Here is a 21,943-nt window from a genome sequence, read left to right as displayed (position 1 = left end):
CTCAACGCTCCTGGAACTGTGCCGACACGGCGGCCAGCAGATCGGTGAGGTTCTCCGCTCCTCCGGGCGGGTCGGGCAACCGGACGGGGCCGTGGGCCCTGCTGGGCAGCAGTATCGTCGCGTGGCCCGGCGTGGTGACCTCGCCGCGGTGATTGGTGGCCGCCAGATCCAGGTCGACCGCCGGGCGGTCCCCGTCGGCGAGGTACTTGCGGGTGACGACACCGGTAATCGTGTGCAGGTCGCCAACGTAGTTGAACAACCGGAACTCGCAGTCCAGCCGCCACAACCAGGCGTCGTCGCCCATCCAGTCGGTGCACAGGTGGATGAGCCACGTCTCGCGCATGCGTCCATAGTCGAACGTCGTCGGGTTGCCCGCTTTCCGGGCGGCGCTCGGCTCCCAGTGCACGCGCTGCTGCACGTCGGGTACGCCGTGTTCGTTGGGCGTGTAGAACCGCGGGATGCGTTGGCGGTTACGCCAGGCCAACCTCAGCGGCCGCACACCGTACATCCCGGTGCCCATGCCGACGTGCCAGCACACCATGTCGGTGACCGTCAGCGGCCCTTTGGTCAACCGGCCCAACTCATCACCCTCGCTGACGTCTTCCCACCACCGCGGCGCGGCGCCGCGCGGGGCCTCGCACGCATACCGCTCATCGAGTTCGGCGATCTCGTCGGCCGTCCACGTCTTCAGCTCGACGTCTTCGTACTTTTTGCGTCCACGCGCCTTGGCGCGCTCGGTACGGATCATGTTGCGGTACTGGCCGCCCAGGATGGTGCCCTCGTCGTCGCGGAACACCTGCGCCGACCACTCGTGCACGGCGCGCCCGGCGAACTCGCTTCTCTTGTCCAACGCGGCGACCAGGGCGTTGCGCCGGAAGACGCGCCGGTCGGCGCGCAGCGGCGCCCACCACTCCCGCGACGACGATGCGTAGAAGGCGTGCACACCGCGCAGCGGGTCGCCCTTTGTCGCGGCGCGGTCCTCTTCGGAGAGTTCGGTGACCTCGTCCTCACCGATCAGCGTGTCGCCGCCGACCAACGCGGGCGGCGCGATCGGTTCACCCCACACCGACTTCGTCGCGTACTCGGGATCGGACCACAGCGGGTTGGCGTCACCGTAGCTTTCTGCGACGTGACGGAACGTATCCTCGTTGGGCCGCAGGTAATGCGGAGGTTGGGGGTGTGGGACGGCGATGCCGATAGTCGCGCGCAACCTGGCCAGGCCCTCATCGGTGATCTGGCCCGCAGCCGAGGACTGGGTCACGCATCGCCTCCTCAGTTCGGCCCATTACATCGGTGGGGACGTCGGCGGAAATTAAGATACCCGAAAAACGGAAACGTCGTTAACGCAGGGGTGAGCGAGTTGATCGAAGAGCAGTCGGGGATCCATGTCGTGGTCGGAGCGGACCGTGTCTGCCGCATCACGATCGACCGGGTCGATACCGCAAACGCGTTGTCCCCCTTGGCCCGTGACGCGTTGACCGATGCGTTCAACGCGGCCGGCGACGACCCGTCCGTGCGTGCGGTGTTGTTGCGGGCGACCGGCGACCGGCACTTCTGCTCGGGTGCGGGCCTGGCGCCGCCATCTGGACAGGCCCCGACGGAGAAGCGCCCGGGCGACATCGCCCGGATGCTGCAGAAGGGTTGGCAACGGTTGGTCTCTGCGGTGCTCGATTGCGACAAGCCGGTCGTCGCCGCCGTCAGGGGCACCGCCGCCGGTGCCGGCGCCAGCCTGGTGCTGGCCTGCGATCTGGTCGTCATGTCCACCGAGGCGAAGCTGGTCGAGGCGTTCGTGCACCGCGGCATACTGCCGGACTCGGGGGCGATACACCTGCTGACCAGGATCGTGGGGCTGCGCAAGGCCACCGAACTGTTGATGCTCGGCGAACCCGTCGACGCCGCGACCTGTGAGCGCCTCGGCATCGTCAACCGGGTGGTCGCGCTGAGCGAGACCGACGCGGTCGCCGAGGAACTTGCCGGGCGGCTGGCCGCGGGTCCCACCGTCATGTTGGCGCTGACCAAGCGGCTGCTGTCGGTGTCCTCGGAGTCGGGCCGCGACCGCGCCTTCGAGCAGGAGGCCTGGGCGCAGGAGGTGGTGTCGGGCACCGCCGATCTGCAGGAGGGGCTGAACGCGTTCGCTCAGCGCCGTCCACCGAACTTCCAGGGCCGCTGACGATCACCCGGTGGCAGGTCCGCCGCGGATCGTGAACGTCGCGCTGTCGTCGATCTCGTCGATCGCCGCCGCGACGGATTCAGCTGTCAGCGACCGGTTCTCGATACCCTTGGTGACACCGATGAACACCCGCGACACCTTGCCCGCGCCCACCGAATAGATGTGCGCGGTGCGGTCACAGTCGCGGTGGGACAGATAGACGACCACCGGCGTGACCAGTTCCGGGTCCATGGTCTTGCCCGCTTCACCCATGATGTCCTCGGTCATCCGGGTCCGCGCGATCGGTGCGATGGCGTTGATCGCGATGCCGTTGCGGGCTCCCTCGATCGCCAGGACATGCATCATGCCGACCAAACCCATTTTGGCAGCGCCGTAATTGGCCTGGCCGAAGTTGCCGAACAGCCCGGTGCCCGAGGTGGTTTGGACGATCCGCCCGTAGTTCTGCGCGCGCATGACGGGCCACGCCGCGCGGGTCACGTTGAAGGCGCCGGCCAGGTGCACCGATATCACCGCGTCGACCTGCTCGGCGGTCATGTTCTTGAACGCGGCGTCGCGCAGGATGCCGGCGTTGTTGACGAGGACGTCGAGGCGCCCGAACGCGTCGACCGCCGCGGCGACGATCGCGGCACCGCCGTCTTCGGTCGCGACGGAGTCGCCGTTGGCGATCGCGGTGCCACCGGCGGCGGTGATCTCGTCGACCACCGACTGCGCAGCAGAGATCGAAGCGCCGCTCCCGTCGACGGTGCTGCCGAGATCGTTGACCACAACGCGCGCACCGCGGCGGGCCAGTTCGAGTGCGTGACAGCGCCCGAGCCCGCCGCCGGCACCGGTGACGACGGCTACCTGATCGTCGAAAGTCATGGTCGATGAGCGCTTGCGCGAAGAGTTTTGATCGGACGCCATACGTGAGAGGTTACATTTACGCTGAAGAGAATCCGCATTTGCATCGAAAGGACACCATGGAGGGGGCTACCGCGCTGCTGCGTTGTGCACACCAGCGAGCGGAGGGCCTGCGGTCCCGGTATCGCGCCGCCGATCTCTGGTCGGATCGGCCGCTCGACGTCGTGCGCTTCACCGCCGAGCGGTATCCGACGCGACCGGCGCTACTCACCCGAGACGCCGAACTCACCTACGCAGACCTCGACGAACGGATCGATCGCGCGACGCATGCACTGCGGGATGCCGGTGTCGGCACGGCCACGCCCGTAGTTGTCGTGGCGGGCAACGATATCGACTCCGTCGTCGCCGTACACGCCGTGATCCGCGTCGACGCGATCGTGCTGCTCGTCCCGCGCAGCGCAGGCCCAGCGCAGGTCGCCGACGTCGTGGCGCGCACCGGCGCCGAGCACGGGGTGGCTGGCGACATCGGCCTGACAGGCGAACCGGCGTTGCATTCGGTCTGCGGTTGGATCGACATCTCGCGCGCGTCGAACACGCCGACGCCTACCCGGCCGATGCGGCCCGCCGACGAACCGTCCTTCGTGCTCTACACCTCGGGCACCACCTCTCGGCCCAAGGGCGTCATCCACTCGCTGAGCACGCTGGCCAAGGCGTCGGCCAACTACATCGCCGCAGCAGGCCTCGGCGCCGACGACCGCATCTTTCTCATCAGCCCGCTCGCCTCGGTCACCGGTGTGCTGCAGGCGCTGTTCATCGGCCCGATGCTCGCTGCGCCGGTTGTGCTCGAGGACCGCTGGGATCCCGCGGCCACCTGCGATCTCCTGTTGACGTCGGGGGCGACGTGGTACGGCGGGCCGGACCGGTTGCTCGACCGGCTGCTCGACGAAGCGGTGGCCCGCGAGCAGGAGGTGCCGCTGCGGGCGGTGTATCTGGGCGGCACGATGCTCGACCGGCGCATCGTCGAACGGGTCGAGGACGATTTCGGCATCGTCGTCATGCGGGCGTACGGATCGTCCGAAGCGCCGGTCAGCACCTCGGGGCTGCGAGCAGAGCCCAGGGCGGTGCGGCACGCGGATGACGGTGTGGCACTGAAGGATGTCGAGGTGCGCGCGGGTTCGGTGGCGGACCCGGGTGAGTGCTGCATCAGGGGCCCGCATACCTTCCTCGGCTACACCGACATCGACGACGACGTGAACGCGTTCGACGGGGACTGGTTTCGCACTGGCGACGTCGCGGAGGTCAGTGAAAACCGGGTGCGCGTCATCGGGCGGCTGAAAGACATCGTGATCCGCAACGGCATGAAGATCCCCGCGGCCGAGGTCGAGGAGGCGGTGGCCGGCATCCGCGGCGTGCGCGAGTGCGCTGCGTATTCCGTCGCCGACGCGACCACCGGCGAGCGGCTCGCGGTGGCGATGGTGCTCGAGGAGGGCGTCGAGTTGTCGCTCGCCGACGTCACCGAGGTGCTCGTCGCCCGCGGGTTGCCGAAGTACAAACTGCCCGAGGAACTGGTGCTGTGGAACGAGCCGCTGCCGCTCAACGACAACGGCAAGGTGCAGCGCAACACGCTCGAGGCACGTTCGCCGGGGCGCCCGCGGATCCTTGCCGACCGCCTCGCCTCGCCCTAGCGGTGATCCTCCGAAGACCCCGTGGTGTTCACGGTGACGTTCCTCATCTGGTCCTGCCAGTTCGATCCGCCGGTTTTTTCTTTTTTGGAGAGGGCTTGGATGGAGACGTCATGGCCCTCGGCGGCTTTGCGCAGGGCGCCGACGGTGGCTTGGTCTTTGCCGATGTGGGTGAAGGGGTCCCAGTGATACCAGCGCATGGCGTTTTGGTAGGTCATCTTGTTGATCTGGTCGTCGGGGACCTGGTTGGCGGTCAGGACCTCGTGCAGTTGTTCAGGGGCGCCGGGCCACATCGAGTCTGAGTGCGGGTAGTCGGCTTCCCAGCAGATGTTGTCCACCCCGATGAGCTCGCGGGTGGCCACCCCGACCGGATCGGCGATAAAGCAGGTCAAGAAGTGCTCACGGAACACCTCCGAGGGCAGTTTGCCGCCGAAGTCCTGACCGGTCCAGGTCGAGTGCATCTCATAGGTGCGATCCACCCGCTCCAAAAAATAGGGGATCCAGCCCGTACCACCCTCACTCAACGCGATCTTGAGCGCGGGGTACTCCTTGATCGGACGTGACCACAACAGATCGGCGGCGGCCTGCACGATGTTCATCGGCTGCAAGGTGATCATCACATCCATCGGGGCATCCGGGGCGGTGATCGCCAACCGCCCCGAGGACCCGATGTGCACATTGAGCACGGTGTCGGTGTCGACCAGGGCATCCCACATCGGCTTCCAATGCTCGAAATCATGAAAGCTCGGATAACCCATCGCCGCGGGATTCTCGGTGAACGTCAACGAATGCACCCCGCGCGCGGCGTTACGCCGAATCTCCGCCGCACACGCCACCGGATCCCAGATCACCGGCAACGTCATCGGAATGAACCGCGCCGGATAGGCCCCGCACCACTCCTCGACATGCCAATCGTTATAGGCCTGCACCAACGCCAACGAGAACTCGTGATCCTCGGTGGCAAACAGCCGCCCGGCGAACCCGGGAAACGACGGAAAACACATCGACCCCAAAATCCCGCCGGCGTTCATATCCTTGACCCGCTCATCGACCTGCCAACACCCCGGCCGGATCTCATCGAGCCCCTGCGGCTCAAGCCCGTACTCCTCCTTGGGCCGGCCCGCCACCGCGTTCAACGCCACATTCGGGATCACCACATCACGAAACTGCCAGGTATCTGACCCATCAGCGTTATGCACCAACCGCGGCGCCTCATCCAAATACTTCTTAGGCAGATGATTTTTGAACATATCCGGCGGCTCGACGATGTGATCATCCACGCTCACCAAGATCATCTCGTCCTTATGCATGCCCGTTCCCTTCAGGTGCGTTACGGTCCGGCCGAAAGACCGGCACCACGAATCCGTCGTCGCCTTCGCGAAAGTCGATGGTGAGTGTCATTCCGGCGCAGAGCTCTTCGGCCGGAGAGTCAGTGAGCACCGTCATCAGCCGGGGGCCCTCGTCGAGGTCCACCATGGCGACGACGTAGGGCAGCCATGCGTCGAAGGGCGCGCCGTTCTGGTGGATGACGCTCCACGTGTAGAGGCGCGCCCGTCCGCTGGCGGGCACCAGCGACACGTCCTCGCTCCAACAGTGCGGACAGAAAGGCCGGACGTACAGCGAATTTCGGCCACACGAGCCGCACGCGTTGATCAGGATTCGGCGATCCTGAACCGCGGCCCACCAGGTCTCGCTGTCGGTGTCGATGGTCGGCCGGTCCGGGCCGCTCGGCGAGGCCGTCATTGCCGCCCCAGGATCATCGTCGCGCTGTGGGTGAAGAAGCCGCCCATCGCGTGCACACACGCCAGGCGGGCGCCGTCGACTTGACGCTCGCCGCATTCACCCCGCAGTTGCCGAACCGCCTCGACCATCAGGAACATGCCGCGCATCCCCGGGTGACACGAGGCCAGCCCGCCGCCGTCGGTGTTGGTGGGCAGTGCACCGCCGGGACGCAGCGCTCCCGAACCGATGAACGGGCCGCCCTCGCCCTTGGCGCAGAACCCGAGGTCCTCCACCGACAGCAGCACCGTCGAGGTGAACGAGTCGTAGAGCTGGCACACGTCGATGTCGGCGGGGGCGACGCCTGCCTGGGCGAACGCGCGCGAACCCGACTGTGCTGCTGCTGATGTCGTGAAGTCTGCCCATTCGCTCATGCTCACGTGCGATGCCGCGTCGGCGGCGCCGAGGATCCAGACCGGTTCTTTGGCGCAGTTCTTCGCCACCCGCTCGCTGGCGAGCACGACCGCCCCACCGCCGTCGGTGCGCAGGCACACGTGCTTGGCCGTGAACGGGTCGGCGAGCATCGGCGCCGAAGCCACGTCCGCGGCGGTGATGCGGTCGCGCTCAAAGGCGTTCTCGTTCATGGCGGCCCACTCGTGCGCAGCGACAGCGACCTCGGCCAGCTGCGCTACGGTGGTCCCGTACTCGATCATGTGACGCCGCGCAGCCATGGCGTACTTGGCGATCAGCGTTGCCCCGTAGGGCGCTTCGAACTGCATGGCACCACCGGTGCTCAGCGCCGCTGCCGAGGCCCGCACGCGGCGCTTGACGTCCGAGCGTGCGGTCGAACCGTAGGTCAGCAGAACCACGTCGACCTCGCCTGCCGCGATCGCCGATGCGGCGTGGCCCGCCATCACCTCCCACGACGAGCCGCCGACGTTGGTGGCGTCGACCCACACCGGCCGCAGGCCCAGGTACTCGCTCACCTCGACGGGCGGCAACAACGTCCCGTGGCCGCCGAAGCCTTCGATGTCATCTTTGGTCAGCCCGGCATCGTCGACCGCGCGCCGCGCGGCCTGAGCCATCAGCGCCGTCGCCGTCTTGTCGGGCACCCGTCCGCAATCCGACAGCGCGGCGCCGACGATCGCGACCCGGTTCTGGGACATATCTAATGGGTACCACACCGATAATGCCGTTTACGAGAAGATGGAATCCTCGTTCTCAGTCGGTTACCGTGGGTGCGTGCCGGGACCGCTGCGAGACGCCTTGACGAGCGACCGCATGGTGCTGTGCCTGGCGCTGCTGAACGCCCGCACGCCCGACGTCCCGGCCATCGCGGCGGCCTGCGGTTACGACGCTGTGTATGTCGACCTGGAACACACCTCGTGCTCGCTGGAGACGGCCCAGATGCTCTGCGTGGCCGCGCTCGGCGCCGGCATCTCCGGCCTGGTGCGGGTGCCGTCACACGATCCCAGCGTCATCGCCCGTGTCCTCGACGGTGGGGCAGTGGGAGTGATTGTGCCGCATGTGAACTCGCAGGAAGAAGCGCGGGCGGTCGTCGATGCGGCTCGGTTCCCGCCCAACGGCCATCGGTCCATCTCGGGCCCGAACGCGGTGAGCGGATACGGGCCGCGGCCGGCGGCTGAGCTCACAGATGTGCTCGAACGTCGCACGGTGGTGGCGGTGATGATCGAGACCCCCGATGCGGTCGCGGCGTGCGATCGGATCGCAGCGGTCGACGGCATCGACATGCTGCTGCTCGGGCCCAGCGATCTGACCGCCGAGATGGGCATCCACGGCCAATATGAGAATGAGCATTTCCACCGTGCCGTAGAATCGGTCGCAGCGGCTTGTCGCGCACACGGAGTCGCGCTGGGAGTGGCTGGAATAAGGTCCCTTGACCTGCTGAAACGCTACGCGGGCCTGGGGCTTGGATTCATTTCGGCGGGAACCGACGTCGGGATGATGACCGAGGCCGCCACGGCCCGCGCGCACGCGCTGCGTGAGCTCGAGGGTCGCCCGGCGAGCGGCGCCGACCGGCGGTGCCGATAACCGAAAGCCTCGTCACGACAACAGGAGGACTGATGCCTACCGCGATCTACGCCGAGCAAGTCGCCGACCCGATGGCATGGACCGGCGCCGACTTCAGGAGCAAGGAGGACTTCGCTTTCGACCTGTCGTCGCGCAACTTGGCCGCGCTGGAGTCCATCCTGGCCAAGACCGCGCACAAGGATCGCGACGACATCACGCCCGAGGACGCCCGCCATCCCGATCTCGACGACGATCTCGCCCGGCTGTACCGCGACCTGATGTTCGGCAAGGGCCTGGCGTGCGTGCGCGGATTCCCCGTCGAACAGCACTCCATCGACGACCTCGAACGCATCTACTGGGCCTTCTGCACCCACCTCGGCTACCTGGTGTCCAACAACTCCTTTGGTCACCGTATGGTGCGCGTGCAGGAAGAGGTGCTGCCCAACGGCGTCCAGCCGGCCAGGGGCACGAAATCGAGCGCCGAGCTGGCGATGCACAACGACGCCGCAGACATCCTGTCGCTGCTCTGCGTGTACCCCGCGGCACGGGGTGGGGAAAGTCAGTTCGCCAGCGGGCCGGCCGCGCACAACCGGATCCTCATCGAGCGCCCCGACCTGCTGCCGGTGCTCTATCAGGGCTTCCCGCACCACCGGCGCAGCGAACAACCCGACGATCAACCCGATGTGACCCCGTACGACGTCCCGATCTTCTCCCAGATCGACGGGCGGATATGCATCAACTTCACGTACAGCAGCATCTTGCCCGCAATGCACACGCTGGGCCGGGAGTTCACCCCCGAACAGAACGAGGCCGTCGAGCTGTTGCGCAACATCCTTGTCGAACAGCAGGTCGAGTTCCGCCTGGAGTCCGGTGAAGCCGCGGTCGCCAACAACTTCGCGATGTGCCACTCGCGGTCGGACTTCGTCAGCAGCACCGACCCGAAGAAGGCGCGCTGCTTCCTGCGCGCGTGGATGGAGGTGCCGCGCGAGGACCGCCGCCTGCCCCTTGGGCGCGAGTACTTCCACATGGAGAACAAGGACCTGCGGCTGGGCTATGACCCTGTGCCCGGGCGCGACGGCACGATCGCACGCAACGACTACAAGAACGTGGACCCGGCGCTGGCGGACATGTTCAAGGCGGCGCAAGCGAAACCCAAAATCAAGCGATGAAAGCCCGCCCGCGACTGGTCTACGAAAGATGGACCGATCCGGTCGCCGGAGATATCCTCGCCGAAAGCGACATCGACGTCGTCAAACTCGAGCTGCGGGCACCCGAAGAAGGCTGGGCGGCACTGGAATCCGCGCACGGCTACCAGGTCGCCACGCGGACCGACGTCGCCTGCGCCGCCGACGGCGCGCAGTGGCTGGCAACACCGGCGCTGGTGAACCGCTGCCCCCGGCTGCTTGCCGTGTGCTCGGCGGGCGCCGGATACGACGTGATCGACGTCGAGGCGTGTACCCGCGCGGGAATCGCGGTGTGCAACAACTCCGGTCCCGGAGCCGAAGCGGTGGCCGAACACGCACTGGGGTTGATGCTCGATCTGGCCAAGAAGATCACCGCGGCCGACCGGGCGTTGCGCACCGGCCCGCTCGGTGACCGATTGGCGCTGCGCGGCACGCAGCTACTGGGCAAAACGCTCGGTGTCGTCGGCCTGGGGGCCATCGGCGGCCGGCTCGTCCAGCTGTGCGCCCCGTTCGCCATGGAGGTGCTGGTCTTCGATCCCTACGTCGACCAAGCGAGCGCCCGCGACAGGGGAGTGACCCTGGTGGCGCTCGACGAACTGGTGGAACGGTCGGACTTCGTTCAGCTCACCTGCCCGTTGACCGCCGAGACGCGAGGGTTGTTCGGCGCCAGGCAGTTTGCCGCCATGAAACCGTCGGCGTACTTCATCACCACCGCGCGCGGGCCGGTGCACGACGAAGCGGCCCTCTACGACGCCCTGGTCGGCGGACGGATTGCCGGTGCGGGTCTCGACGTGTTCCACGAGGAGCCACCCCGGCAGGACAACCCGCTTCTGCGGCTCGACAACGTGGTCGCCACCCCACACGTCGCGGGCATCACGGTGGAGGCGGCTCACGATATCGCGGTCGCCACCGCCACCCAGTGGCAGACGATCTTTGCCGGGCGGATACCGCCCCGGTTGCTCAACCCGGAGGTGTGGCCGCGCTACTGCGATCGTTTCCTCGAAATCTTGGGTGTCCGCCCGACCGCCAGCTGTGGAGTGAGATGACGAAATACGACACGATCACGTTCGAGGTTTCCGGTCATACCGCGTGTGTGACCCTGAACCGGCCCGAAGTGCTCAACGCGATCAACGACGAGATGATCGCCGAGCTCGCCGAGGTGTACACCGAAATCGAACGGGCAGAGAAGATCTGGACCGTCATCGTGACGGGTGCGGGCCGCGCACTGTGCGTCGGAGCCGACGTCAACAAGGCCGCCGACCACGACATGGAGAATGCGCCGGGAATCGACAACCAGGGCGAGCCCATCCTCAACTCGATGCGGCAGTGGGATGCACCGCAGGAGGCGACGCCACCGTGGCTGCAGATGACCAAGCCGATCATCTGTGCGGTCAACGGCATCGCCTGCGGCGCGGGCATGGACCTCGTCACGACCGCCGACATCACGATCGCCTCCGAGCGTGCGACGTTGATGGACCCGCATGTCAGCATCGGTGTCACCTCCGGGCGCGAAGGGGTCCGGCTCGCCAGGATCCTGCCGCTGCCGGTGGCCATGCGGCTGATCCTGATGGGCAGGCACGAACAGCTCGACGCCCAGCGCGCCTACGATCTCGGCATCTTCACCGAGGTGGTGGCCCACGACACCCTCATGGACCGCGCCTGGGAGATCGCCGAGATCGTCAACTCCAACGCCCCCCTTGCGGTTCGAGGGTCGCGGATGGCCGTGCGCAAGGGCCTGACGCTGCCGATCTACGAGGCTGAGCTGCTGGCCGAGAACTACCGCATGAAGGTGGCTCTGACCAAGGACGCCATCGAAGGGCCGCGCGCGTTCCTCGAGAAGCGCAAACCTGACTGGAAAGCCCGGTAACGACTCCGGCGAGCAGACGCAGAACCCCCCCAATCTCACGGATTCTAAGGAGTTTTCACGTCTGCTCGCGGGGAAAAGGAGAGCCCTACACCATTCCGAAGAACGTCTTGGCGTTGGTGGACAACACCTTGCGCTTCGTTTCTTCGTCCAGGCCCTCGGTCGCCTTGTTGGCGACCTCCATGCTGTGCGGCCAGTTGGTGTCGTTGTGCGGATAGTCGGTCTCGAACATGAGCTGGTCCGGGCCGACGAGGTCGAGGATGCGGAATGCGACCGGGTCACCGAAGGTGGAGAACCACACCCGGCCGGGCACCTGGGTGCTGGGCGGTTCGGTCAGCAGCGGATGGATGCCGCCCCATGCCCGCCGGTCCTCCCAGACCTCGTCGACGCGTTGCAGGTAGTAGGGGATCCAGCCGGCTTGCGCCTCGGCGAACGCGATCCTGAGGCCGGGGAACTGTTTGAGTTTCGCGGAGAACAGCCAGTCGACCAGTGCGATGGTGCAGTTGACCGCCATGAGTGCGCTGGTGACGACGTGGGGTGAATCCGGGGAGGACTTCGTCAGCGACGAGCTCGATCCGATGTGCAGCATGATGCCGACGTCGTTGCGTTCGCATGCGGCGAAGAACGGGTCCCAATAGCCGCTGTGGATGGAGGGCAGGTCCAGTCGCGACGGCAGCTCCGAGAAGCACACCGCGGGCATGCCTTTGGTGGCGACGCGTTCGACCTCTTCGGCGGCGAGCTCGACGTCCCAGAGCGGGATGATGCCCAGCGGGATCAGACGGCCGCCGGAACCGCCGCCCCATTCGTCGATCTGAAAGTCGTTGTAGGCCTGCACGCAGAGCAACGCAAGGTCCTTGTCCTTGCCGTAGAGGAAGCGCTGCCCGCAGAACCGGACCAGCGTGTTGGGGAAGCAGGCCGATGCCTCGATACCGGCGATGTCCATGTCGGCGAGCCGGTCGGCCGGACGGTAACAGCCGGGGCGCATCTCGTCGTAGGTGATCGGGTCGGTGCTGAGCTCGTCGAGTTCGTAGCCGGCCGCGGCGCTGATGAGCGGGATCGGGATGACCGCATCCTCGTAGTGCCAGATGTCGGCGTCGCGACCGTCCTCGTCCTCGACGAACACGACATCGGAGGTGACCGTGGGGTCCATTCGCCCGCGTTTGCGGATGATCCGCGGCCCGATGTCGCGGTAGCGCTCGGGTAGCCGGCTGGTCCACAGATCGGCCGGCTCCACGAGGTGGTCATCTGGCGAGACGATCAGGATATCTGCGGTCAACGCTGTACTCCTTAGGCGACGGCCGGCCACGCACGTGCGAAACGAATGTTCCCACAATCGAGAATCATCGTTTCCAGAGTACCGCACGGGTGATGGGGCGGGGCAGCTGACGTGAATCGTGCAGGGAACGCGTATTCTCAAGGCATCATGACTGCGAAGAAACGCGCTGCGCGCACCTCTGACGCCGATCTCGAGCTCGTCGGTGTCGAGCCCGACTCCGAAGTGCCGAGCAGTTGGCAGGAACGCACCATCGAGCGGCGGCTCAGCCAGGCGCGTGCGCGTGCGCTGGCGCGTAGTTCGCGCTTCCTGGCCACGGCGTTGGAACTGGTCGAGGAATCCGGTCGCGCCGATTTCACCATCCAGACGCTCATCGACCGCTCGAACCTGAGCCTGCGCGCGTTCTACCAGCATTTCGCGGGCAAGGAAGAACTGTTGCTGGCGCTCTACGAGAACGCCACCAGCCAGTTCATCGAAGCGATCCGCCACGAGGTGGCGGCCGCGGACGGTCCGATGGAGCAACTCGAGGCGTTCTGTCGTGGATTCCTCTCGCGGGCCGAATCATCCGAGGCCATCGGCGGCCGGGTGATGACGATCTACAACCTGAGTCTGGAGATCGAGCGGCCTGCCGATTTCGCCAAGATCTGGGAGCCGCACCAAAAGCTGCTCACCAAGATCCTCACGGCCTGCTCTCGCGCCGGGTTGGTCCGCAAGGACATGACCCCCGCGCAGTTGACGACCCTGCTGAACTCGACGCTGATCGCGCTCGCCCAGATCGGGGTCTTCCATCTGGGCGGCAAGGGCACCGAGCTCACCGAGGACCAGCTGTGGGCGTGGTGCCTGCAAGCGCTGACGCCGCCCGCGAGCATGCCCAAGAAGGCCGTCACCGCCAAGTCCACACCGCGCCGCAGCAGCACGCGTAAGCCCAAAGATCTAACGGGGTAGGCCCAGCCCGCGTTGGGCGATGATGGTGCGCTGCACCTCGCTGGTGCCTGCGTAGATCGTCGTGCCCAGCGAGAAGCGCATCAGGTGTTCGAAGCGGCCCTGCTCGGGTGCGGTCGGCTCGAAGTAGGACCGCATCGCATCGGGTCCGACGAGTTCCACGATGTCCTGGCTGGCGCGCACCAGAGCCTCGGTGGAGAAGACCTTCGACATCGGGCCCTCCGCGACCGGGGTCTGACCGTTCTCGGCCATCCACACGCATCGGCGCTGCAGCAGCATCGCCACCTCGAGCTCCATCGCGACCCGCGCGATCCGCCGCCGCACTTCAGGTTTCGCGATTCGGGGCGATCCGTCGGCTGACGACGCGTTCGATGCCCACGCCTCGGCATGGTGCAGCAGGCGGGCGATGTGCGGTCCCCATCCCGACGCGTGCTCATCCTGTAGCGACAGACCCAGCACCTGCCAACCGGCGTCGACATCGCCGATCCGCCACTCGTCGCCGATGCGCACGTCGCTGTAGAAGGTGATGTTCGTGCGTTCGCCGGACAGCGTCCACACCGCTTGCGCTTCGACGCCCTCGGAGTCCAGCGGCACCAGAAACATCGTGAGGCCCTTGTGCTTCGGCTTGTCGGGGCTGGTGCGGGCCAGTAGGAAGACATAGTCGGCGATGTGGCCGTTGGTGGTGAACATCTTGGAGCCGTTGATGACCCATTCGTCACCGTCGCGCACCGCCCTGGTGGCCGCCGCGGCTACGTCCGAGCCGCACTCGGGTTCGCTGAAGCCGAGCGCAATCGTGATGTCACCCCTCAACGCGCCACGCACGATGCGGTCCTTCATCGCAGGTGTGCCGATCTCCCGAATGATCGACGCGACCATGCGCGTGGTCTCCGACAGGTACACGGGCGCATCGCAGCGCATGAGCTCCTCGTTGAGCGCCTGCTCCTGCCAGGCGTTGCGATCCTGTCCACCGAGTTCGGCAGGCCAGCTCGGGGCGAAGTAGCCCTTGTCGACGAGGCCCCTGGCGAAGTCGTCGTCGTGCGCGACGCCGCTGCGGTAGATCCGCTCCTCGAACTCCGCAGTCAGCACGTCGTCGAGATGCGCGCGCACCCCGGCCCGGAACGCCTCGGTCGCGCTGTCGGGCTGAAAGTGCATGAGCGGGAACCAATCTGTCGGGAACGCGATGGGGGCAGAAGCAGACGATAATGTTACTCTCAAAACTGAGAGTAGCCATATTCGCACGTGAGAGGAATCGCGTGGATCTGAGCTTGTCCGACGAACAGCGACAACTCGTCGATTCCTTCGCCGCGATGTACGGACGCGAGTTCACGTCTGAGCGCGTGCGGGCCGCCGAGCCCTTGGGTTTCGACCAGAAGCTGTGGCAGGCGCTGCAGGAAACCGGTGCCCTGGAGATGGCCGTGGACGAGGTCGACGGTGGTTGGGGCGCTTCGGTGCTGGAACTGGCGTTGTGCGCCGAACAGTACGGCAGGGCGCTCGCGTCGGCTCCGGTGATCGAGGCGCAGGTGGCGGCGCGACTGCTGGCCGCGTGCGGTCGGGCTGGTGCGCCATGGCTGGCCGCGGCGCTCGCCGGCGAGAAGTTGGTCAGCTTCGCACCCCGGCCCTACGGCGGTACCACGCTGGGACTCGTGCCCGCGGGCGCCGTCGCGGATGCGGTGGTGGCCTTGGTCGACGGGCGCCTGCTCGCGGCACCCGTCGTGGAGCCGGCAATCGTGCAGAACCTCGGGTCGTTGCCGCTGGCGGATATCGCGGTCGGAGACGACGTCGCGCTGCTGGCCGACGGCGAACAGGCCAGCCGGTTGTTCTCGCACGGCGTCGACGAATGGCTGACCCTGACCGCCGCGGCGCTGGCCGGCGTCGCGAACAAGGCCGTCGAGATCGGCGTCGAGTACGCCAAACAACGGCATGCGTTCGGCACCCCGATCGGAGCGTTCCAGGCCGTGTCGCATCCGCTGGCCGACAGCGCCACCGCTGCCGACGGGGCGCGGCTGTTGGCACTGGAGGCGGCCTGTGCGTTCGCCGACGAACCACAGCGCGTCACCGAGCTAGCCGCGATGGCATTCGCGTTCGCGCACGAGGCAGCGCGTGACGCCACGCACCGCAGCCTGCACATCCACGGCGGCTACGGCTTCGGGATGGAAGGCGACATCCAGCTGTACTACCGGCGGGCCCGCGGCTGGGCCATGGTGTACGGCGAACCGGGCGTCGCGCTGGACCGCGTTGCGGATGCCCGTTACGGAGCGGTCACCGGCTGAACCGGTGCGCGTCCGGCGAATGTGGGATTGATGCACGTCTCACGCGCCGAATGCGTGACGGTAACCCACGTTCGGCCGGGTGACCGTCACGCCTCGGCGCGCACCTGATCCTTCACCGACAACACGACCGGCGGCGCCGTGCGCCAGTTCGGCACCCCCTGCTCCTCACCCGCGGTGGCGCGCTTGTCGTCGCGGACGCCGACCCAGTGCGAGTGGTTGAGTTGGTGCAGCGTGAAGCAGGACTGCAAGGCGTTGTAGAACCCCATGTTGTCCACGGACTGATTCACCGATTCCTTGATGAGCAGCGCCGCCATCGTCGGGACGGTGGCGATGCGGCGCGCCAATTCCAGGGTGCGGTCGGCCAGTTCGTCGCGTTTGAAGACCTTGCTCACCATCCCGAGGCGGTAGGCCTCCTCGATGTCGATCGCGTCGCCGGTGAGCATCAACTCCTTGGCGCGGCGGGGACCGAACTCCCACGGATGCCCGAAATACTCCATGCCGCACATGCCCAGCCGGGTACCGACGACGTCGGCGAAGCGCACCTCCTCGCTTCCGACGATCAGGTCGCACGCCCAGATCAGCATCAGGCCCGCCGAGAAGACATCACCGTGCACCTGCGCGATCGTGATCTTGCGCAGATTGCGCCAACGCAGGTTGTTCTGGAAGAAGTAGTGCCACTCCTGCAGCATGATCTTCTCGGCACCCTCGCGGGTGCCGCCGTCGATCGCCGCCGTCGGGTGTTGATCCGGGCCCGCCATGAATTCGGCGCGGGCCTGTTTGGAGCCGATGTCGTGGCCGGAGGAGAACATCGGCCCCTCGCCGGCGAGGATGACGACGCGGACCTCGTCGTCGGCCTCGGCGCGCCGGAACGCGTCGTCGAGTTCGACCAGCATTCCGCGGTTCTGCGCATTGCGCTGCTCTGGCCGGTTCAGCGAGATCCGCACGATCTGACCGTCGTCGAACGTCTCCCATTTCAAGAACTTGTAATCGGTCACGGCTTCCTCCACGGTGCTCTCAATGCGGTAATGGTGTTATCGATGAATGAGAAGGTATGTTCTCACAGATCGAGGTCCGGCCAGGGAAAGGGTGTGCATGACGGACGGCCAGCGTAACCCGCGGGTGATCCTCTGGGGTCCCGGTCAAGTCGGGGTGGGGGCGCTGCGCGCACTGATCGCACATCCCGGCCTCGACCTGGTCGGCGTCGTCGTGCACGCCGAGGCCAAGGACGGTATGGACGCGGGCGCGCTGTGCGGAATGCCCGAAACCGGCGTCGTGGCAACCCGAGATATCAATGCCGCGCTGGCGCTGGACGCCGATGTGGTGGCGTACTTTGCATCCGGGGACTACCGCTACCGCGAGGCAGCCGAGGACATCGCCCGCTGCCTGCGCGCCGGCAGAAACGTGGTCTGCACGTCGCTGGTGCCGATGTGTTATCCGCCTGCGGCCGACAAGGAGACGGTCGAGCTGATCGCCGCCGCCTGCGAGGAAGGCGGCACCAGCTTCTTCAACAGCGGCGTCGACCCCGGATGGGCCAACGACGTCATCGCGCTGACCATGACGGGGTTCAGCAGCCGCGTCGACACGATCACCATGCTCGAACTCCTCGACTACGGCCCGATCAACCAGCCCGACATCATGTTCGACTTCATGGGTTTCGGTCACCCGCCTGACCATCCGGCCCCGCTGTTCGACACCGATCGCCTCGCCGCGCTCTGGGCGCCCACCGTTCACCTTGTCGCCGACGGCGTGGGCTTACCGCTCGATCGTGTGGAGACCACGATCGAGAAGTGTTTGGCCACAGAGCGTTACGAGGTCGCGTCCGGCTGGATCGAGCCAGGCACCATGGGTGGCATGCGGTTCAAGCTCGCGGGCATGGTGGACGACGAGGAACGCGTCGTGCTCGAGCACATCACCCGGATGGGCGAAGGCTCGGCCCCGGATTGGCCACGGCACCCGTCGCCACACGGTGGCTACCGCGTGATCGTCGACGGCCTGCCGACCTACACGGTCGACATCGAGATGCACGGTCGAGGTAACAACATGCGCGGCTTGACCTATGCGACCGTCATGCGCGAACTCAACGCCATTCCCGCGGTGATGGCCGCACCGCCGGGCCTGCTGTCGACCCTGGACCTGCCGCTGGTCACCGGTCCGGTGCGGGGCGGCACCTGGCGCGGTGTGCTTCCGGCTACGACGCGGACATGACCCCGGAATCGGTGCCGACCACATCGGGCGACATCTGGACGGTCATGAGCACCGCATCGACGGTCCGTAGATATCGTGACGAACCCGTCGACGACGCCACCCTGGACCGGTGTCTTTCTGCGGCGACCTGGGCACCGTCGGGCGGCAATCAGCAGCCGTGGCGGTTCGTCGTGCTGCGGTCCGAGCAGGCCCGGGCCGTCGTCACCGCTGCCGCCCACCGGACGTGGGAAGAGCTCAAGGATTTCTACCGGGTCTCCGCGCCCGCGCAGGGCGCCGACGACTCCAAGTCCCGTGTGCTGCGCGCCATGGCCGAGCACATGCGTGTCGGCGGTGCGGCGCCTGCCCTCGTGCTGTTCTGCGTGCAGCCGCAGGCCGGGGCGTCCGAGTTGCAGCAAGGCGGGTCGGTGTTTCCGGCGGTGCAGAACTTCGTACTGGCCGCCCGCAGCCAGGGACTGGGCGTGGCCATCACCTTGTGGCACATGGCCTGCGAGGATCAGTTACGCGAACTGGTCGGGATACCCGACGACTGGATGATCGCGACACTTTTGACGGCGGGGTGGCCCAGAGGCAGGCACAAGTTGGTGCGTCGCAAACCCATTGGAGAGGTGGCGGTGGTCGATCGATGGGATCAGCCGTGGCCGGCGCGAAACCCGCGGTAATACTGCACCCTTCGGGCACCGTTGTGACGTTCGGTGACCTCGATGACGGCGCCAACCGTCTCGCGCGTTTCCTGCGCGGCGCCGGCCTGGTCGCCGGTGACACCATCGCGGTGCTCATGGAGAACAACGAGCATGTCCACATAGCGATGTGGGCGGCGCGTCGGTGCGGTCTGTACTACACCATGATCAACACGCACCTGTCGGCGGCTGAAATCGCCTATATCGTCGGCGACAGCGGGGCGAAGGCGATCATCTCGTCGCAGGCGATGCGGGCCGCCTGCGAAGCGCTACCATCCGGTTTGCCGACGCTGGCGTTGATCGCCGACGACGACCTCGCGGGCTGGCAGCGCTATCCCGAGTGTGTGGCCGGTGAACCGCCGGCGCCGATCACCGACACCCGCACCGGCCAACTCTTGCAGTACTCGGCAGGCAGCACCGGGCGCCCCAAGGGGATCCGCCGACCGCTGCCGCCCGCCGGGTCGACCGGGGTCACGATGTCGACGCCGGTGTTCGAAGCGCTTGGTGTGACGTGTGATTCGGTGTATCTGAGCCCCGCGCCGGTGTACCACACCGCGCCCGCGATGTGGACCATGTGTGCGCAGTCCGCCGGCGCGACGACGGTGATCATGGAACGCTTCGACGCCGAGGAGGCGCTGGCGTGTATACAGCGGTACCGGGTCACCCACGCGCAGTTCGTCCCGACGATGTTCGTGAAGATGTTGCGGCTGCCCGAGGCGACCCGCGCCGGGTACGACCTTTCCAGCCTCGAGCGCGTCGTACACGCCGCGGCGCCGTGCCCGCCGGAGATCAAACGCCAGATGATCGCTTGGTGGGGGCCGATCATCGACGAATACTACGGATCTTCGGAGGGCGCCGGCATCTCCTTCATCCGGGCCCAGGAGTGGCTCCGTCATCCGGGCTCGGTCGGGCGTCCGCTGCTGGGCACGCCACACATCCTCGACGACAACGGATCCGAAGTGCCCGCGGGACAGATCGGCGAAATCTATTACGAGGGCGGGTACGAGTTCGCGTACCTCAACGACGACGCCAAAACCGCTGCGGCGCGCTCGCCCCAGGGCTGGGTCACGGTGGGAGACGTCGGTTACCTCGATGAGGACGGCTATCTGTACCTCACCGACCGGCGCGATCACATGATCATTTCCGGCGGGGTGAACATCTACCCGCAGGAAACCGAGAACATGTTGATCAGCCATCCGCTCGTCGTCGACGCGGCGGTGTTCGGGGTGCCCGACGAGGTGATGGGCCAGCGCGTCACGGCCGTCGTGCAGTTGGCTGAACCGGACTTGGCCGACGGCGCGCTCGCCGAGGCGTTGACCGGTTGGCTCAAAGAGCGGTTGGCGCACCACAAGTGCCCCCGAGCCATCTTCTTCGAAGCTGAGCTGCCCCGCACCGACGCCGGAAAGCTGTACAAGCGCAAGCTGATCAAACGTTACGGCGGGTAAGGCAGCTGAAATTCGTCCGCCAGAAGGCTCTGGACGACGATCATCGCGGTTTGTGAGCCCGCCGCGATGGCTCCGGCCACATACGGCTGCTCGGCGCACAGGTCGCCCGCGGCGAACACTCCCGGTGTGCTGGTTCGGTGCAGTGGGTCGACGTCGACGGTGTCACAGGAAAGTGGGCCGTCGGCGCAGGCCGCACCGAGTTGCTCGGCAAGTGCCGACCGTTGCCGCAGCGGGGCCTCGACCAGGAGCCCATCTCGCGGCAGCCGGCCGACATCGGCGAAGGCCACCGCGGTCAGCTGGCTGTCGTGGCCGATGAGTTCGACGACGCGGCGTTCGTCGACGGCGACGCCGGCCGCTGACAACCGCCGACGCCCGTCGGCGTCGAGCTCGGCTGACCCGTCGGTGAGAAGGACGACGTCGTCGCTCCAGCCCCGCAACATCAACGCCGCGTGGACCCCCTCTTCGCCCGCGGCCAGCGCGGCCAGCCGCTTGTCCCGCATCTCCCAGCCGTGACAGAACGGACACTGGAACACCGAGACGCCCCAGAGCGCGTCGAGCCCGGGCAGGTCGGGCGGGCAATACTGCATGCCGGTGGCCAGCAGCACCCGCCCGGTAACCACCTGCTCACCGTCGTCGAGTTCGAGCACAAACCGGTCGTCGACCGGTGCGCCGCTGACCACCTTCCCCGCGCGGTAGCGCACGCTGGGATAGGCCGCGAGCTCGCGGCGCCCCGTCTCGTACAGCTCCGCAGGCGGGCGAGCGTCATGGCCCAGCAGCCCGCCGATCATCGGAGCTGCGGAATTGCTCGGCTCGCCGGCGTCGATCACCAGGGTGCGTCGGCGCGCCCGGCCCAGCACCAGCGCGGCGCTCAAACCCGCCGCACCTGCGCCGACGACGACGCATTCCCAGTCGTCACTCATGGCGCGAGCGTTTCCCGGTGCCGCTGCTAGCCAAACCTTTCGCGGCCGAAAACAACCGCGACGGGTAGTGGCACTAGGCACATCGCGTTTGAGGTCGGCGGGATCGGTCAAACCCGTTCCCCGTAGATCTCAGGAGGATTGTCAAGTGACCCAGCACAACAAGGCCGACCAGGCGCGTAAGGGTTTGATCGCGTCGGTGAAGGGCAAGGCGAAGGAAATCGCCGGCGCTGTCACCGGCAACGACTCGCTGACCGCCGAGGGGCAGCTCGAGCAGACCGAAGCGCGTAACCGCAAGGAAGCCAGCACGACCGAGTCGGTGGCAGACGCCCAAGCCGAGCAGGCGCGCACCGAGGCGACCGAAGCGCGCATCGAAGGCGCCGCTGAGCGCGCCGACGTCGAGGCCCAGGCCGCGACCGAGAAACAGCGCGCCGACCAGCAGCGGGCCGAGCAGAAGCGCGCCGTGACAGAGACCGCGCACCAGGATCTGGCCGCCCAACGCCGCCAGGCCGAACGCGACGCGCAGGCCCAGGTGCAGCAGGCCAGGGCGCACGAGCGGGCCGAGACCGCAGCCGCGAACGCAGAAGCCGACGAGGCCCTCGATGACCAGTGGTCGTCGGTGCGGGCATCGGCGCATGACCGCGCCGACGCCGCGCGCGCCCGCGACCGCGCCGAGGAACTCGCCGATGACGCGGGCGTACCGCGCGACCAGGAAGGAAGCTGA

General features: G+C 67.0%; 21 protein-coding genes. 12 read left to right on the top strand and 9 right to left on the bottom strand.

The window, feature by feature from the left end:
• Position 1: 1 nt before the first annotated feature.
• Positions 2–1,261 carry a hotdog family protein gene (locus K3U96_RS24695; RefSeq protein WP_220691390.1) on the bottom strand — a complete coding sequence of 420 codons (1,260 nt, stop codon included), beginning with the start codon at positions 1,259–1,261 and terminating at the stop codon, positions 2–4.
• Between the two features lie 90 nt (positions 1,262–1,351).
• Here K3U96_RS24695 and K3U96_RS24690 point away from each other — a divergent pair, with 90 nt between their 5' ends.
• Positions 1,352–2,170 (top strand): enoyl-CoA hydratase/isomerase family protein, encoded by an 819-nt coding sequence (locus tag K3U96_RS24690; RefSeq protein ID WP_220691389.1) that lies wholly within the window; start codon positions 1,352–1,354, stop codon positions 2,168–2,170.
• A 3-nt stretch (positions 2,171–2,173) separates the two neighbouring features.
• Here K3U96_RS24690 and K3U96_RS24685 read toward each other — a convergent pair whose 3' ends face one another.
• Positions 2,174–3,031, bottom strand: coding sequence for an SDR family NAD(P)-dependent oxidoreductase (locus tag K3U96_RS24685; protein WP_220693681.1), 858 nt, complete (start codon positions 3,029–3,031; stop codon positions 2,174–2,176).
• A gap of 149 nt (positions 3,032–3,180) precedes the next feature.
• Between K3U96_RS24685 and K3U96_RS24680 the strand changes: the two genes are divergently transcribed.
• Positions 3,181–4,695 (top strand): class I adenylate-forming enzyme family protein, encoded by a 1,515-nt coding sequence (locus K3U96_RS24680; RefSeq protein WP_220693680.1) that lies wholly within the window; start codon positions 3,181–3,183, stop codon positions 4,693–4,695.
• On the opposite strand, the gene K3U96_RS24675 is transcribed toward K3U96_RS24680, so the two are convergent.
• The 3 genes from K3U96_RS24675 to K3U96_RS24665 are packed head-to-tail and all read right to left on the bottom strand — an operon-like array spanning position 4,692 to position 7,577.
• The gene (locus K3U96_RS24675; RefSeq protein WP_220691388.1) at positions 4,692–6,002 is read right to left on the bottom strand and encodes an amidohydrolase family protein; all 1,311 of its coding nucleotides are present in this window, start codon (positions 6,000–6,002) and stop codon (positions 4,692–4,694) included. The two genes, K3U96_RS24680 and K3U96_RS24675, sit on opposite strands and share 4 nt — an antisense overlap.
• Entirely contained in the window at positions 5,995–6,435 is a 441-nt protein-coding gene (locus K3U96_RS24670; protein WP_220691387.1) for a Zn-ribbon domain-containing OB-fold protein, read from the bottom strand. Before K3U96_RS24670 ends, K3U96_RS24675 begins: the two co-directional genes overlap by 8 nt.
• Positions 6,432–7,577, bottom strand: a complete 1,146-nt coding sequence (locus K3U96_RS24665; RefSeq protein WP_220691386.1) for an acetyl-CoA acetyltransferase — start codon at positions 7,575–7,577, stop codon at positions 6,432–6,434. Before K3U96_RS24665 ends, K3U96_RS24670 begins: the two co-directional genes overlap by 4 nt.
• A gap of 40 nt (positions 7,578–7,617) precedes the next feature.
• Here K3U96_RS24665 and K3U96_RS24660 point away from each other — a divergent pair, with 40 nt between their 5' ends.
• From K3U96_RS24660 to K3U96_RS24645, 4 genes are read left to right on the top strand one after another with little or no spacing between them, the layout of a single operon-like run.
• Entirely contained in the window at positions 7,618–8,463 is an 846-nt protein-coding gene (locus K3U96_RS24660) for an HpcH/HpaI aldolase family protein (protein ID WP_220691385.1), read from the top strand.
• A 32-nt stretch (positions 8,464–8,495) separates the two neighbouring features.
• Entirely contained in the window at positions 8,496–9,611 is a 1,116-nt protein-coding gene (locus K3U96_RS24655) for a TauD/TfdA family dioxygenase (RefSeq protein ID WP_220691384.1), read from the top strand.
• Positions 9,608–10,672, top strand: coding sequence for a hydroxyacid dehydrogenase (locus K3U96_RS24650; protein WP_069407838.1), 1,065 nt, complete (start codon positions 9,608–9,610; stop codon positions 10,670–10,672). The genes K3U96_RS24655 and K3U96_RS24650 overlap by 4 nt, the downstream gene beginning before the upstream one ends.
• Complete coding sequence (locus tag K3U96_RS24645) at positions 10,669–11,493, top strand: enoyl-CoA hydratase/isomerase family protein (protein WP_069407837.1); 825 nt, start codon at positions 10,669–10,671, stop codon at positions 11,491–11,493. Before K3U96_RS24650 ends, K3U96_RS24645 begins: the two co-directional genes overlap by 4 nt.
• Positions 11,494–11,578: 85 nt before the next feature.
• Here K3U96_RS24645 and K3U96_RS24640 read toward each other — a convergent pair whose 3' ends face one another.
• Complete coding sequence (locus K3U96_RS24640) at positions 11,579–12,766, bottom strand: amidohydrolase family protein (RefSeq protein ID WP_220691383.1); 1,188 nt, start codon at positions 12,764–12,766, stop codon at positions 11,579–11,581.
• A gap of 147 nt (positions 12,767–12,913) precedes the next feature.
• Here K3U96_RS24640 and K3U96_RS24635 point away from each other — a divergent pair, with 147 nt between their 5' ends.
• Positions 12,914–13,708 (top strand): TetR/AcrR family transcriptional regulator, encoded by a 795-nt coding sequence (locus K3U96_RS24635; protein WP_220691382.1) that lies wholly within the window; start codon positions 12,914–12,916, stop codon positions 13,706–13,708.
• On the opposite strand, the gene K3U96_RS24630 is transcribed toward K3U96_RS24635, so the two are convergent.
• Complete coding sequence (locus K3U96_RS24630; RefSeq protein ID WP_220691381.1) at positions 13,697–14,857, bottom strand: acyl-CoA dehydrogenase family protein; 1,161 nt, start codon at positions 14,855–14,857, stop codon at positions 13,697–13,699. The genes K3U96_RS24635 and K3U96_RS24630 overlap by 12 nt on opposite strands.
• A 101-nt stretch (positions 14,858–14,958) precedes the next feature.
• Here K3U96_RS24630 and K3U96_RS24625 point away from each other — a divergent pair, with 101 nt between their 5' ends.
• Entirely contained in the window at positions 14,959–15,975 is a 1,017-nt protein-coding gene (locus K3U96_RS24625) for an acyl-CoA dehydrogenase family protein (RefSeq protein ID WP_220691380.1), read from the top strand.
• An 86-nt stretch (positions 15,976–16,061) separates the two neighbouring features.
• Here the strand turns inward: K3U96_RS24625 and K3U96_RS24620 are convergent, their stop codons facing one another.
• Complete coding sequence (locus K3U96_RS24620) at positions 16,062–16,970, bottom strand: enoyl-CoA hydratase (protein ID WP_069406007.1); 909 nt, start codon at positions 16,968–16,970, stop codon at positions 16,062–16,064.
• Positions 16,971–17,094: 124 nt separating this feature from the next.
• On the opposite strand from K3U96_RS24620, the gene K3U96_RS24615 reads away from it, so the two are divergent.
• From K3U96_RS24615 to fadD4, 3 genes are read left to right on the top strand one after another with little or no spacing between them, the layout of a single operon-like run.
• A complete protein-coding gene (locus K3U96_RS24615) occupies positions 17,095–18,180 on the top strand; it encodes an NAD(P)H-dependent amine dehydrogenase family protein (RefSeq protein ID WP_220693679.1) in 1,086 nt (361 codons plus the stop codon).
• A complete protein-coding gene (locus tag K3U96_RS24610) occupies positions 18,177–18,839 on the top strand; it encodes a nitroreductase family protein (RefSeq protein WP_230982281.1) in 663 nt (220 codons plus the stop codon). The genes K3U96_RS24615 and K3U96_RS24610 overlap by 4 nt, the downstream gene beginning before the upstream one ends.
• Positions 18,803–20,302: a fatty-acid--CoA ligase FadD4 gene (gene fadD4 / locus K3U96_RS24605; protein ID WP_220691379.1), complete on the top strand. Its 1,500-nt coding sequence runs from the start codon at positions 18,803–18,805 to the stop codon at positions 20,300–20,302. The genes K3U96_RS24610 and fadD4 overlap by 37 nt, the downstream gene beginning before the upstream one ends.
• On the opposite strand, the gene K3U96_RS24600 is transcribed toward fadD4, so the two are convergent.
• Positions 20,290–21,222 carry an NAD(P)/FAD-dependent oxidoreductase gene (locus tag K3U96_RS24600; protein WP_220691378.1) on the bottom strand — a complete coding sequence of 311 codons (933 nt, stop codon included), beginning with the start codon at positions 21,220–21,222 and terminating at the stop codon, positions 20,290–20,292. The two genes, fadD4 and K3U96_RS24600, sit on opposite strands and share 13 nt — an antisense overlap.
• Positions 21,223–21,367: 145 nt before the next feature.
• Here K3U96_RS24600 and K3U96_RS24595 point away from each other — a divergent pair, with 145 nt between their 5' ends.
• Positions 21,368–21,943, top strand: a complete 576-nt coding sequence (locus K3U96_RS24595; protein WP_069405993.1) for a general stress protein CsbD — start codon at positions 21,368–21,370, stop codon at positions 21,941–21,943.

It is taken from the genome of Mycolicibacterium holsaticum DSM 44478 = JCM 12374, assembly GCF_019645835.1.
Taxonomy (GTDB): domain Bacteria; phylum Actinomycetota; class Actinomycetes; order Mycobacteriales; family Mycobacteriaceae; genus Mycobacterium; species Mycobacterium holsaticum.
This window is presented reverse-complemented; position numbering and strand designations above follow the sequence as displayed.

Coding starts and splice junctions, on each gene's coding strand:
- K3U96_RS24685 (WP_220693681.1), bottom strand. CDS start 3,031: ATGACTTTCGACGATCAGGTAGCCGTCGTCACCGGTGCCGGCGGCGGG.
- K3U96_RS24675 (WP_220691388.1), bottom strand. CDS start 6,002: ATGCATAAGGACGAGATGATCTTGGTGAGCGTGGATGATCACATCGTC.
- K3U96_RS24670 (WP_220691387.1), bottom strand. CDS start 6,435: ATGACGGCCTCGCCGAGCGGCCCGGACCGGCCGACCATCGACACCGAC.
- K3U96_RS24665 (WP_220691386.1), bottom strand. CDS start 7,577: ATGTCCCAGAACCGGGTCGCGATCGTCGGCGCCGCGCTGTCGGATTGC.
- K3U96_RS24660 (WP_220691385.1), top strand. CDS start 7,618: ATGGAATCCTCGTTCTCAGTCGGTTACCGTGGGTGCGTGCCGGGACCG.
- K3U96_RS24655 (WP_220691384.1), top strand. CDS start 8,496: ATGCCTACCGCGATCTACGCCGAGCAAGTCGCCGACCCGATGGCATGG.
- K3U96_RS24650 (WP_069407838.1), top strand. CDS start 9,608: ATGAAAGCCCGCCCGCGACTGGTCTACGAAAGATGGACCGATCCGGTC.
- K3U96_RS24645 (WP_069407837.1), top strand. CDS start 10,669: ATGACGAAATACGACACGATCACGTTCGAGGTTTCCGGTCATACCGCG.
- K3U96_RS24635 (WP_220691382.1), top strand. CDS start 12,914: ATGACTGCGAAGAAACGCGCTGCGCGCACCTCTGACGCCGATCTCGAG.
- K3U96_RS24630 (WP_220691381.1), bottom strand. CDS start 14,857: ATGCACTTTCAGCCCGACAGCGCGACCGAGGCGTTCCGGGCCGGGGTG.
- K3U96_RS24610 (WP_230982281.1), top strand. CDS start 18,177: ATGACCCCGGAATCGGTGCCGACCACATCGGGCGACATCTGGACGGTC.
- fadD4 (WP_220691379.1), top strand. CDS start 18,803: ATGGGATCAGCCGTGGCCGGCGCGAAACCCGCGGTAATACTGCACCCT.
- K3U96_RS24600 (WP_220691378.1), bottom strand. CDS start 21,222: ATGAGTGACGACTGGGAATGCGTCGTCGTCGGCGCAGGTGCGGCGGGT.